The sequence below is a fragment of the Streptomyces sp. NPDC049040 genome, assembly GCF_043197715.1.
GTDB lineage: Bacteria > Actinomycetota > Actinomycetes > Streptomycetales > Streptomycetaceae > Actinacidiphila.
This window is the reverse complement of record NZ_JBICTO010000002.1, coordinates 205,617-217,337: the sequence shown is the minus strand read 5'-3', so window position 1 is coordinate 217,337 and position 11,721 is coordinate 205,617. Positions and strand designations below refer to the sequence as shown.

Sequence of the window (11,721 nt, the reverse complement as noted above, 5' to 3'; positions counted from 1 at the left end):
GCGCAGGGCCCGGACGCGCCGCCCGTACCCGGGGTCGCGGACCTTGACATCAGGTCCGCGGGACGTCAGGTCCGCGGGACGCGGATCAGTCCCTCCTGGATCACCGACACGGCCAGCCGGCCGTCCTGGGTGTAGATGCGGGCCGTGCCCAGTCCGCGCCCTCCGGAGGCGGACGGGCTCTGCTGGTCGTAGAGCAGCCACTCGTCGGCGCGGAAGGGCCGGTGGAACCACATGGCGTGGTCGAGGCTCGCGCCGACCACGTCGCCGACCGCCCAGCCGCCGCGGCCGTGGGCGAGCAGCACCGAGTCGAGCAGCGTCATGTCCGACACGTAGGTGGCCAGGCAGACGTGCAGCAGCGGGTCGTCGGCGAGCTTGCCGCGGGTGCGGAACCACACCTGCGAGCGCGGTTCGCGCGGGACGCCCGCGGTCAGGAAGGGCGGGTCCTCGACGTAGCGCAGGTCGACCGCGGCGCGGGCTTCGAGCAGCCGGTCGATCACCCGGGGGTCGGGGAACTTGTCCGCGTGGGCCGGCAGCAGCTCAGCGGCCTCCGGCAGCGTTTCCGGGTCGGGTGCCTGCGGCATCGGCTCCTGGTGCTCAAGGCCCTCCTCCGCCGTCTGGAACGACGCGGAGAGGTGGAAGATCGGCTGGCCGTGCTGGACGGCCACCACCCGCCGGGTGGTGAAGGAGCGGCCGTCGCGGATGCGGTCGACCTGGTAGACGATCGGCGCGCCGGGGTCGCCCGGACGCAGGAAGTACGCGTGCAGCGAGTGCGCGCCGCGCTCCTCGGGGACCGTCCGGCCGGCGGCGACCAGAGCCTGCGCGGCGACCTGGCCGCCGAACACCCGCGGGACGACCGCCGTGCGGCTCACTCCGCGGAAGATGTCCTGCTCGATCCGCTCCAGGTCGAGCAGGGCGAGCAGGGCTTCAAGGGGCTCGTTCAGTTCGCTCACAGGCCCATCGACTTGGCGATGATCGACTTCATGACCTCGCTGGTGCCGCCGTAGATGCGGTTGACGCGGTTGTCGGCGTACAGGCGCGCGATCGGGTACTCGTTCATGTAACCGTATCCACCGTGCAGCTGCAGGCAGCGGTCGATCACCCGGGCGGCGACCTCGGTGCAGAACAGCTTCGCCGACGCGGCGTCCGCGGCGGTGAGCTCCCGCCGGTCGTGGGCGTCGAGCGCGCGGTCGACGACCGCCTCGGCCGCGTCCACCTCCGCCTTGCAGGCGGCCAGCTCGAACTTGGTGTTCTGGAAGGACGCGACCGTCTTGCCGAAGACGGTGCGCTCCTGGACGTAGGCCTGGGCGAACCGGATCGCGGCGGAGGCCTGCGCGTAGGCGCCGACCGCGATGGCCAGCCGCTCCTGGGGGAGGTTCTGGCCCAGGTAGGAGAAGCCCTTGCCCTCCTCGCCGAGGAGGTCGTCCAGCGGCACCTTCACGTCGGAGAAGGAGAGTTCGGCGGTGTCCGAGGTCTTGAGGCCGAGCTTGTCCAGCTTGCGGCCCACCACGTAGCCCTCGGACTTCGTGTCGACGACGAAGAGCGAGATGCCGGCCCTGCGGTCGTCTTCGAGGGCCGGCGCGGTGCGGGCGCAGACGATGACGCGGTCGGCGTGCACACCGCCGGTGATGAAGGTCTTGGCGCCGTTGAGCACGTAGTGGGTGCCGTCGGCGGAGAGCTTGGCGGTGGTCTTCATGCCGGCCAGGTCGGAGCCGGTGCCCGGCTCGGTCATGGCTATGGCGAACATCGTCTCGCCGCTGGCGAAGCCGGGCAGCCAGCGCTTCTTCTGCTCGTCGGTGGCATAGGCCATGACGTAGGGCAGGCACAGGCCGGTGTGCACGCTGCTGCCGCCGAAGCTCACCCCGGCGCGGGCGCACTCCTCGCTGATGACGGCCTGGAACTTGAAGCTCTCCTCGCCGGCGCCGCCGAACTCCTCGGGCACCTCGATGCCGAAGACGCCCAGCTCGCCGAGCTTGTGGTAGAAGTCACGCGGGGCCTGGCCGGCGGCGAGCCACTCGTCGTAGACGGGGACGACCTCGGCCTCGATGAAGGCGCGTATCGTCTCGCGGAACGCTTCGTGGTCCTCGTTGAACACCGTACGACGCACAGCGCGCCTCCCGTCGGCGAGTGGTGACTGACCGGGCTGCTCTCAGGTGATAAGCAAGCGCTCAGTAAGTTACCCGCCAGTCGGCGGTGCTGTCCAGAGCGGTCAGGGCGCCGAGGGCGAGCCTGCGCAGCAGCTCCGACATCTCCCGGCGGCCCGGCAGGCTGGACTGGGCACCCAGGTGCGGGGTCGAGTTCAGCAGGCCGAAGACCCCGTGCACGGCGGCCCGCACCTCACGCTCGGTGGCGTCGGGGTGGACCCGGCCGACCACGGCCACCCACTCCTCCACATACTGCCGCTGGAGCTGGCGGACCAGCTTGCGGTCCGACTCGCGCAGCCGGTCGAGCTCGCGGTCGTGCAGGGTGATCAGCGGCCGGTCGTCGATCGCGAAGTCGATGTGGCCGCGGATCAGCGCGTCCAGCGCCTCACGGGGCCCGGCGGCCTCCGCCACCCGCCGCCTGCCCGCGGTCAGCAGCCGGCCGCTGATGCCGACCAGCAACTCGGCGAGCATGGCGTCCTTGCCCGCGAAGTGGCGGTAGAGGCCCGGGCCGCTGATGCCGACCGCAGCGCCTATCTCGTCCACTCCCACACCGTGGAAGCCGCGCTCGGCGAACAGCCGTGCGGCCTCCCTGAGGATCTGGTCGCGCCGGCTGACCGCCGCGTTCGTCGCGTTCATGAGGTCGAGTCTAGACAATCCTGTTAGCGAGCGTTAACGTGGCGTCATCAGGTTAACGCTCGCTAACATCCTCACTCGCACCACCGGGGGCCGAACCGTGGCAGCACCCACCCTGTCCAGCGCCGCAGATCCGGCGTCGGAGGCATTTCGCGTCAACACCAAGGCACACACCGCGCTCACCGCGGATCTGCGCGACAAGCTCGCCGCCGCACGCCTCGGCGGCGGCGAGCGGGCCAGAGCCCGCCACACCGCGCGCGGGAAGCTGCTGCCCAGGGACCGGGTGGACGGGCTGCTCGACCCCGGATCCCCCTTCCTGGAACTCGCGCCGCTGGCCGCGGACGGGATGTACGAGGGGCAGGCGCCGGCGGCCGGGGTCATCGCCGGTATCGGCCGGGTCGCCGGGCGCGAGGTGGTCGTGGTCGCCAACGACGCCACCGTCAAGGGCGGCACCTATTACCCCATGACGGTGAAGAAGCACCTGCGCGCGCAGGAGGTCGCCCTCGACAACCGGCTGCCGTGCGTCTATCTGGTCGACTCCGGCGGCGCCTTCCTGCCGCGCCAGGACGAGGTCTTCCCCGACCGCGAGCACTTCGGCCGGATCTTCTACAACCAGGCCACCATGTCCGCCCGCGGCATCCCGCAGATCGCCGCCGTGCTCGGCTCGTGCACCGCGGGCGGCGCCTACGTCCCGGCGATGAGCGACGAGGCGGTCATCGTGCGCGACCAGGGCACGATCTTCCTCGGCGGACCGCCGCTGGTGAAGGCCGCCACGGGAGAGGTGGTCACCGCGGAGGAGCTGGGCGGGGGCGAGCTGCACTCCCGGGTCTCCGGGGTCACCGACCACCTCGCGGAGGACGACGCGCACGCCCTCGCCATCGTCCGGGACATCGTCGCCACCCTGCCCGCCCGCGGCGCCCCGCCGTGGACCCTGCGGCCGGCCGAGGCCCCCGCCGTCGACCCGGCCGGGCTCTACGGCGCGGTGCCCGTCGACTCCCGCACCCCCTACGACGTGCGCGAGGTGATCGCCCGGCTGGTCGACGGCAGCCGGTTCGCCGAGTTCAAGGCGGAGTACGGCACGACGCTGGTCACCGGCTTCGCCCATGTGCAGGGCCACCCGGTGGGGATCGTGGCGAACAACGGCATCCTGTTCGCCGAGTCGGCCCTCAAGGGCGCGCACTTCATCGAGTTGTGCGACCAGCGCGGCATCCCGCTGCTGTTCCTGCAGAACATCTCGGGATTCATGGTCGGCCGGCAGTACGAGGCGGGCGGCATCGCCAAGCACGGCGCCAAGATGGTCACCGCGGTGGCGTGCGCCCGGGTGCCCAAGCTCACCGTGGTGATCGGCGGGTCCTACGGGGCGGGCAACTACTCGATGTGCGGCCGGGCGTACAGCCCGCGGTTCCTGTGGATGTGGCCCAACGCCAAGATCTCGGTCATGGGCGGCGAGCAGGCGGCCTCGGTGCTGGCCACCGTCAAGCGCGACCAGCTCGCGGCAGCCGGCGAGGAGTGGAGCGAGGAGGCGGAGGAGGCCTTCAGACGGCCGGTCCGCGAGCAGTACGAGACCCAGGGCAACGCCTACTACGCCACCGCCAGGCTCTGGGACGACGGTGTGATCGACCCGCTGGAGACCCGGACCGTGTTGGGCCTGGCGCTGACCGCCTGTGCCAACGCCCCGCTGCCCGCCGCCGATCCCGCCGCGCCCGGCTACGGCGTCTTCCGGATGTGAGAGCGATGACGACCACGAGCAATTCCCCCGCGGCCGGCCCGGCCGGCACCGCCCCCTTCGACACCGTCCTGGTCGCCAACCGCGGCGAGATCGCCGTCCGGATCATCCGCACCCTGCGCGAGCTGGGCGTGCGCTCGGCCGCCGCCTTCACGGAGGCGGACGCCGGCGCCCGGCACGTACGGGAGGCCGACACCGCGGTGCGGGTGGGGAGTTATCTGTCCGCCGCCGACCTGGTGCGGGCCGCGGAAGCCGTCGGCGCCGGGGCCGTCCACCCCGGCTACGGCTTCCTCGCGGAGAACGCGGGATTCGCCGCCGCCTGCGCGAAGGCGGGGCTGGTCTTCATCGGACCGCCCGCCGACGCGATCGAGCTGATGGGCGACAAGATCCGGGCCAAGGAGACGGTGAAGGCCGCCGGGGTGCCCGTGGTGCCGGGAAGCAGCGGCAGCGGACTGACCGACGGTGAACTCGCCGAGGCCGCACGCGAGATCGGCCTGCCGGTGCTGCTCAAGCCGTCGGCGGGCGGCGGCGGCAAGGGCATGCGGCTGGTGCGGGAGGCGGCGGCCCTCACCGAGGAGATCGCCGCGGCCCGGCGCGAGGCCCTGGGGTCGTTCGGCGACGACACGCTGCTGGTCGAGCGCTGGATCGACCGGCCGCGGCACATCGAGATCCAGGTGCTGGCCGACGCCCACGGCCATGTGGTGCACCTGGGCGAGCGGGAGTGCTCGCTGCAGCGGCGGCACCAGAAGGTGATCGAGGAGGCGCCGTCGGTCCTGCTGGACCCGCGGACCAGGGCGGCGATGGGCGAGGCGGCGGTGCAGGCCGCCAGGTCCTGCGGCTACACCGGCGCGGGGACGGTGGAGTTCATCGTGCCGGGGGCCGACCCGTCGGCGTACTTCTTCATGGAGATGAACACCCGGCTCCAGGTCGAGCACCCGGTCACCGAGCTGGTCACCGGGCTCGACCTGGTCGCCTGGCAGTTGCGGGTGGCCGCCGGCGAGCAGCTGGACTTCGGCCAGCAGGACGTCACACTCACCGGGCACGCGGTCGAGGCACGGATCTGCGCCGAGACCGCGCGGCCCGCCGACGGGCGGGTCGACTTCCTGCCCTCGGCGGGGCCGGTGCTGGCCCTGCACGAACCGGCGGGGCGGCCGGGAGTGCGGGTGGACTCCGGCCTGCTCGCGGGTACCGAGGTCGGCACCGCCTACGACCCGATGCTGGCCAAGGTGATCGCGTACGGCCCCGACCGGGCCACCGCGCTGCGGCGGCTGCGGTCCGCGCTGGCGGAGACCGTGGTGCTGGGACTCGACACCAACACCGGCTTCCTGCGGCGGCTGCTCGGGCACCCGGCGGTGGCCGCGGGCGAGCTGGACACCGGACTGATCGAGCGGGAGGCCGCCGCACTGGTGCCGGACGGCGTGCCCGATGAGGTCTACGCGGCCGCGGCGCTGCTGCGGCACGCGGCGCTCGCCCCCGCGGCGGGGCCCGACGGCTGGACCGACCCGTTCTCCGTGCCCAGCGGCTGGCGGCTCGGCGGTGAGCCGGCCTGGACCGTGCACCACCTCCGGGTGCCGGGCCATGAGCCGGTGGCCGTCCGGGTCAGGCAGGGCGAGGTGCGGATCGGCGACGCCCCGGCACGGCCGGCCGAGATCACCGTCGACGGGCAGCGGGCGCGGCTGCGCACCGGGGACCGGGTGCACACCTTCTTCCGGGCGGGCGAGTGGCTGGGCCGGGACGGCGACAGCTGGTGGGTGCAGCCGTACGACCCCGTGGCGGCCGCCCTGCGCGGAGCCGCCCTGGGCGCCGGCGGCGGGGCGCTGACCGCCCCGATGCCGGGCACGGTCACCGTGGTGAAGGTCGCCAAGGGCGAGGAAGTGGTCGCCGGGCAGAGCCTGCTGGTGGTGGAGGCGATGAAGATGGAGCACGTGATCACCGCCCCGCACGACGGGACGGTGACCGAGATCGACGTCGGCGCGGGTTCGACGGTGGCGATGGACCAGGTGCTGGCCGTGGTCACCCCGGCCGAACCACCCGGCGGCGGGGCGGAGTCCGCCGCGGACCGCGCCCCCGGGGAGGCGTCATGACCGCGATCGAGGACGGCGGCAGCTCCGAGGTGCCCGAAGTGGTGCGCCTGGGCTTGCCGAAGGCGGTGCCGATGGAGGGGCTGCCGCGGCAGGTCAGGATCCACGAGGTCGGGGCGCGGGACGGCCTGCAGAACGAGAAGCAGGTCGTGCCGACCGCGGTGAAGGCGGAGTTCATCCACCGGCTGGCCGAGGCGGGCCTGACCACGATCGAGGCGACCAGCTTCGTGCACCCGCGCTGGGTGCCGCAGCTGGCGGACGCCGCAGAGCTGATGCCGCTGCTCGCCGACCTCGCCGAACCGGGCGCGGGACGGCCGGCGGTGCGGCTGCCGGTACTGGTGCCCAACGAGGTGGGCCTGGACCGGGCGCTCGATCTGGGGGTGCGGGAGATCGCGGTCTTCGGCAGCGCCACCGGTTCCTTCGCACGGGCCAATCTCAACCGGACGCTGGACGAGTCGCTGGCGATGTTCGAGCCGGTGGTGGAGCGGGCCAGGGCCGCCGGGGCGACGGTCCGCGGCTATCTGTCGATGTGCTTCGGCGACCCCTGGGAGGGGCCGGTGCCGATCCTGCAGGTGGCGACGGTGGCCCGGCGGCTGTACGCGATGGGCTGCACCGAGCTGAGCCTGGGCGACACCATCGGGGTGGCGACACCCGGCCAGGTCACCGCGCTGCTTGACGAGCTGACCGGCCGCGCCCCGGCCAGAGGGGACGGGATCCCGGTGGAGCGGCTGGCCGTGCACTTCCACGACACCTACGGGCAGGCGCTGTCCAACACGCTGGCCGCGTTGCAGCGGGGCGTCACCGTCGTGGACGCCTCGGCGGGCGGTCTCGGCGGCTGCCCGTACGCCAGGAGCGCCACGGGGAATCTCGCGACCGAAGACCTCGTGTGGATGCTGGACGGTCTCGGCATCAGCACCGGGGTCGATCTCGACCGCCTCAGCGCCACGAGCGTCTGGATGGCGGAGCAGTTGGGACGGCCGAGCCCGTCCCGTACCGTCCGCGCCCTCACCCACCGGGAGCAGTAGCCATGCCGATCGACCACCGTCTGTCCGAGGAGTACGAGGAGCTGCGCGGCACCGTCGCGGAGTTCGCCCGGGATGTGATCGCGCCGAAGATCGGCCAGTTCTACGAGCAGGAGGAGTTCCCGTACGAGATCGTCCGGGAGATGGGGCGGATGGGGCTGTTCGGGCTGCCCTTCCCTGAGGAGTACGGCGGGATGGGCGGTGATACCTTCGCGCTGTGCCTGGTCCTCGAGGAGCTGGCCCGGGTGGACTCCTCGGTGGCGATCACGCTGGAGGCGGGGGTGTCGCTGGGAGCGATGCCGGTGTTCAGGTTCGGCACCGAGGAGCAGAAGCGGGAGTGGCTGCCGCGGCTGTGCTCCGGCGAGATGCTGGGGGCGTTCGGGCTGACGGAGCCGGACTGCGGCTCCGACGCGGGCGGCACCCGTACCACCGCGCGGCTGGACGAGGCGGCCGGGGAGTGGGTGATCAACGGGACCAAGTGCTTCATCACCAACTCGGGCACCGACATCACCGGCCTGGTCACGGTGACGGCGGTCACCGGCCGCACCGACGACGGGCGCCCGCTGATCTCGTCGATCATCGTGCCGTCGGGCACGCCCGGCTTCACCGTGTCGAAGAAGTACAGCAAGGTGGGGTGGAACGCCTCGGACACCAGGGAGCTGTCCTTCACCGACTGCCGGGTGCCCGCGGCGAATCTGCTCGGCGAGAAGGGCCGCGGCTACGCGCAGTTCCTGCGCATCCTGGATGAGGGGCGGATTGCGATCTCCGCGCTGTCCACCGGCCTGGCCCAGGGCTGCGTGGACGAGTCGCTGGCCTACGCGCGGACCAGGGAGGCCTTCGGGCGGCCGATCGGGGCGAACCAATCGATCCAGTTCAAGATCGCCGACATGGAGATGCGGGCGCACACGGCGCGGCTGGCGTGGCGGGACGCGGCCTCCCGGCTGATGCACGGGGAGCCGTTCAAGAAGGAGGCGGCGCTGGCGAAGCTGTACTCGTCGGAGATCGCGGTGACCAATGCCAGGGAGGCCACCCAGATCCACGGCGGCTACGGCTTCATGAACGAGTATCCGGTCGCGCGGATGTGGCGCGACTCCAAGATCCTGGAGATCGGCGAGGGCACGAGCGAGGTGCAGCGGATGCTGATCGCGAGGGAGCTGGGACTGGCCGGCTGACACCCGGCCCGCAAAAACCGGCCGCGGACCGGCCGGGCCCGGCCTGAGGCTCAGCCCGGGACCGCCTGTGGGCCGGCCCTGGACCCGACCTGTGGCCCGGCCCGGGTACCGGCCCGGGACCGGCCTGAGGCCCGGTGGACCCGACCCGGGCTCGGCCCGGGACCCCGACCCGAGTCCCAGCCCTTGACCCGGCCCGAGTCTCGGCCCTGGACCCGACCTGGGACCCCGACCCAGGTCTCGGCCCTGGACCCGACCCGGGACCCCGACCCAGGTCTCGGCCCTGGACCCGACCTGGGACCCCGACCCAGGTCTCGGCCCTGGACCCGACCCGGGGCTCGGCCCGGGACCCGACCCAGGGCTCGGCCCGGGACCCGACCCAGGGCTCGGCCCGGGGCCCGACCCGGGGCTCGGCCCGGGTACCGGCCCGGGACCGGCCTGAGGCCCGGTGGACCCGACCGGGGCTCGGCCCGGGACCCCGGCCCGAGTCCCAGCCCAGGACCGTGCCGGACCGGCCCGGAGCCGGGGGCCGGCACCCCGCCGGACCCTCCCGGGCGCCGCTCGCTTCACTCTTTTGGCCGTTCTTGACCTGCCGTCCTGCCCGGAATCGGGCAGGATTCTTGCAAAGCGAAGATCATCACACGAGTATCAACGGGTGCTCGAACGCCGGACCTCCTACGAAGACCTGATCGACCACCTGGTGCGCACCACGCCGCTGCACCGCGGCGAGGCGTCCCGGGTGGTGCTGGACGTCCTGGCGTACTTCGACGAGACGACCGAGGAGTACGTCCGCCGCAGACACCGCGAGCTCCAGGCGAAAGGCCTGGTCAACGCGGAGATCTTCGAGCGGATCGGCGAGGAGCTGCCGCATCGGGCGGTGGCCCCCGCCGCGCTCTCCCAGCGCCAGCTCCGCCGCATCGTCTACGGCTGAGACCCGCGCCGGTCGGCGCGGGAGAGCACACAGGGCAGGCATACAGGGCGACGGAGAGGGACGAACGGCACATGTGCGGAATCGTCGGATACATCGGCAAGCGCGACGTGGCGCCGCTGCTGCTCGAGGGTTTGCAGCGGCTGGAGTACCGCGGTTACGACTCGGCCGGCGTCGTCATCACCGGCAAGTCGGGCGAGCTGCGTACGGTCAAGGCCAAGGGCCGGGTACGCGAGCTGGAGTCGCGCATCCCGAAGCGCTTCTCCGGGACCACGGGCATCGCCCACACCCGCTGGGCCACCCACGGCGCGCCCAGCGACATCAACGCCCACCCGCACCTGGACGGCGAGGGGAAGGTCGCCGTCGTCCACAACGGGATCATCGACAACGCCTCGGAGCTGCGCACCCGGCTGTCCGCCGAGGGCATCGTCTTCGCCTCGGAGACCGACACCGAGGTGCTGGCCCACCTGATCGCCCGGTCCGCCGCAGAGACGCTGGAGAAGAAGGTCAGCGAGGCGCTGCGCTCGGTCGAGGGCACCTACGGCATCGCGGTGCTGCACCAGGACTTCCCCGGCCGGATCGTGGTCGCCCGCAACGGCTCCCCCGTGGTGCTGGGCATCGGCGAGAAGGAGATGTTCGTCGCCTCCGACGTCGCCGCGCTGGTCGCCCACACCCGGCAGGTCGTCACCCTCGGCGACGGCGAGATGGCCACCCTCAAGGCCGACGACTTCCGCACGTACACCACCGAGGGCTCGCAGACCACGGCGACGCCGACCACGGTGGAGTGGGAGGCCGAGTCGTACGACATGGGCGGCCACGACACGTACATGCACAAGGAGATCTTCGAGCAGGCCGAGGCGGTGGACCGGGTGCTGCGCGGCCGGATCGACGACCGCTTCGCGACCGTGCACCTGGGCGGCCTGAATCTGGACGCGCGCGAGGCGCGCAGCGTGCGCCGGATCAAGATCCTCGGCTGCGGCACCAGCTACCACGCCGGCCAGATCGGCGCCGGGCTGATCGAGGAGCTGGCGCGCATCCCCGCCGACGCGGAGCCCGCGTCGGAATTCCGCTACCGCAACCCGGTGGTGGACCCCGACACCCTCTACGTCGCCGTGTCGCAGTCCGGTGAGACCTACGACGTGCTGGCCGCCGTTCAGGAACTGAAGCGCAAGGGCGCCCGGGTCCTGGGCGTGGTCAACGTCGTGGGATCCGCCATCGCCCGGGAGGCGGACGGCGGCACCTACGTGCACGCCGGCCCCGAGGTGTGCGTGGTGTCCACCAAGTGCTTCACCAACACCGTGGTCGCCTTCGCGCTGCTCGCGCTGCACCTCGGCCGGGTGCGCGACCTCTCGGTCACCGACGGCAAGCGGATCATCGAGGGCCTGCGCAGGCTGCCGGCCCAGATCGAGGAGATCCTCAAGACCGAGTCGGAGATCAAGCAGCTGGCCAAGGCCTACGCGGACGCGCGCTCGATGCTCTTCATCGGCCGGGTGCGCGGCTACCCGGTGGCCCGTGAGGCGTCGCTGAAGCTCAAGGAGGTCAGCTACATCCACGCCGAGGCCTACCCGGCCTCCGAGCTCAAGCACGGGCCGCTGGCGCTGATCGACCCGTCGATGCCGACCGTCGCCATCGTGCCCGACGACGACCTGCTGGAGAAGAACCGCGCCGCCCTGGAGGAGATCAAGGCCCGCAGCGGCCGGATCCTGGCCGTCGCGCACCGGGAGCAGGAGAAGGCCGACCACACCATCGTGGTGCCGAAGAACGAGGACGAGCTCGACCCGATCCTGCTGGGCATCCCGCTCCAGCTCTTCGCGTACCACACCGCCCTGGCCCTGGGCCGGGACATCGACAAGCCGCGCAACCTGGCGAAGTCCGTCACGGTGGAGTAGCCGCGGGGCATGCGGACGTGTGAGTGGGGGGGGGGGGGGGGGGCCGCCCCCCCCCCCCCCGCGGGGGCCGGGGCCCCCCCCCCCCCCGCCGCCCCCCCCCCCCCCCCCCCCCCCCCCGGCCCCCCCCCGCCG

The 11,721-nt window shown here is 72.6% G+C and carries 9 protein-coding genes; 6 read left to right on the top strand and 3 right to left on the bottom strand.

Going from position 1 to position 11,721, the window contains the following annotated elements; translation table 11 throughout:
* Positions 1–65 precede the first annotated feature (65 nt).
* From tesB to ACGFMP_RS05865, 3 genes are all read right to left on the bottom strand, one after another.
* Positions 66–941 carry an acyl-CoA thioesterase II gene (gene tesB, locus ACGFMP_RS05875; protein WP_393671336.1) on the bottom strand — a complete coding sequence of 292 codons (876 nt, stop codon included), beginning with the start codon at positions 939–941 and terminating at the stop codon, positions 66–68.
* Between the two features lie 5 nt (positions 942–946).
* Positions 947–2,104: an acyl-CoA dehydrogenase family protein gene (locus ACGFMP_RS05870; RefSeq protein ID WP_393670536.1), complete on the bottom strand. Its 1,158-nt coding sequence runs from the start codon at positions 2,102–2,104 to the stop codon at positions 947–949.
* Between the two features lie 61 nt (positions 2,105–2,165).
* Positions 2,166–2,777, bottom strand: coding sequence for a TetR/AcrR family transcriptional regulator (locus tag ACGFMP_RS05865; RefSeq protein WP_393670535.1), 612 nt, complete (start codon positions 2,775–2,777; stop codon positions 2,166–2,168).
* A 97-nt stretch (positions 2,778–2,874) separates the two neighbouring features.
* Between ACGFMP_RS05865 and ACGFMP_RS05860 the strand changes: the two genes are divergently transcribed.
* The 6 genes from ACGFMP_RS05860 to glmS all read left to right on the top strand — a co-directional run bounded on the left by ACGFMP_RS05860 (position 2,875) and on the right by glmS (position 11,589).
* Positions 2,875–4,503: a carboxyl transferase domain-containing protein gene (locus tag ACGFMP_RS05860; protein WP_393670533.1), complete on the top strand. Its 1,629-nt coding sequence runs from the start codon at positions 2,875–2,877 to the stop codon at positions 4,501–4,503.
* Between the two features lie 5 nt (positions 4,504–4,508).
* On the top strand, positions 4,509–6,584 hold the full coding sequence (locus ACGFMP_RS05855) for a biotin carboxylase N-terminal domain-containing protein (RefSeq protein ID WP_393670531.1): 2,076 nt from the start codon (positions 4,509–4,511) through the stop codon (positions 6,582–6,584).
* Positions 6,581–7,606, top strand: coding sequence for a hydroxymethylglutaryl-CoA lyase (locus ACGFMP_RS05850; protein ID WP_393670530.1), 1,026 nt, complete (start codon positions 6,581–6,583; stop codon positions 7,604–7,606). Before ACGFMP_RS05855 ends, ACGFMP_RS05850 begins: the two co-directional genes overlap by 4 nt.
* A 2-nt stretch (positions 7,607–7,608) precedes the next feature.
* Positions 7,609–8,775, top strand: a complete 1,167-nt coding sequence (locus tag ACGFMP_RS05845; protein WP_393670529.1) for an acyl-CoA dehydrogenase family protein — start codon at positions 7,609–7,611, stop codon at positions 8,773–8,775.
* A 652-nt stretch (positions 8,776–9,427) separates the two neighbouring features.
* On the top strand, positions 9,428–9,703 hold the full coding sequence (locus ACGFMP_RS05840) for a hypothetical protein (RefSeq protein ID WP_033172782.1): 276 nt from the start codon (positions 9,428–9,430) through the stop codon (positions 9,701–9,703).
* A gap of 71 nt (positions 9,704–9,774) precedes the next feature.
* Complete coding sequence (glmS, locus tag ACGFMP_RS05835; protein WP_393670528.1) at positions 9,775–11,589, top strand: glutamine--fructose-6-phosphate transaminase (isomerizing); 1,815 nt, start codon at positions 9,775–9,777, stop codon at positions 11,587–11,589.
* Positions 11,590–11,721: the final 132 nt, after the last annotated feature.

What these genes read in the sequence shown, in the direction of transcription:
- ACGFMP_RS05865 (WP_393670535.1), bottom strand. Translation starts at nt 2,777, where the DNA reads ATGAACGCGACGAACGCGGCGGTCAGCCGGCGCGACCAGATCCTCAGG.
- ACGFMP_RS05845 (WP_393670529.1), top strand. Translation starts at nt 7,609, where the DNA reads ATGCCGATCGACCACCGTCTGTCCGAGGAGTACGAGGAGCTGCGCGGC.
- ACGFMP_RS05855 (WP_393670531.1), top strand. Translation starts at nt 4,509, where the DNA reads ATGACGACCACGAGCAATTCCCCCGCGGCCGGCCCGGCCGGCACCGCC.
- glmS (WP_393670528.1), top strand. Translation starts at nt 9,775, where the DNA reads ATGTGCGGAATCGTCGGATACATCGGCAAGCGCGACGTGGCGCCGCTG.
- ACGFMP_RS05850 (WP_393670530.1), top strand. Translation starts at nt 6,581, where the DNA reads ATGACCGCGATCGAGGACGGCGGCAGCTCCGAGGTGCCCGAAGTGGTG.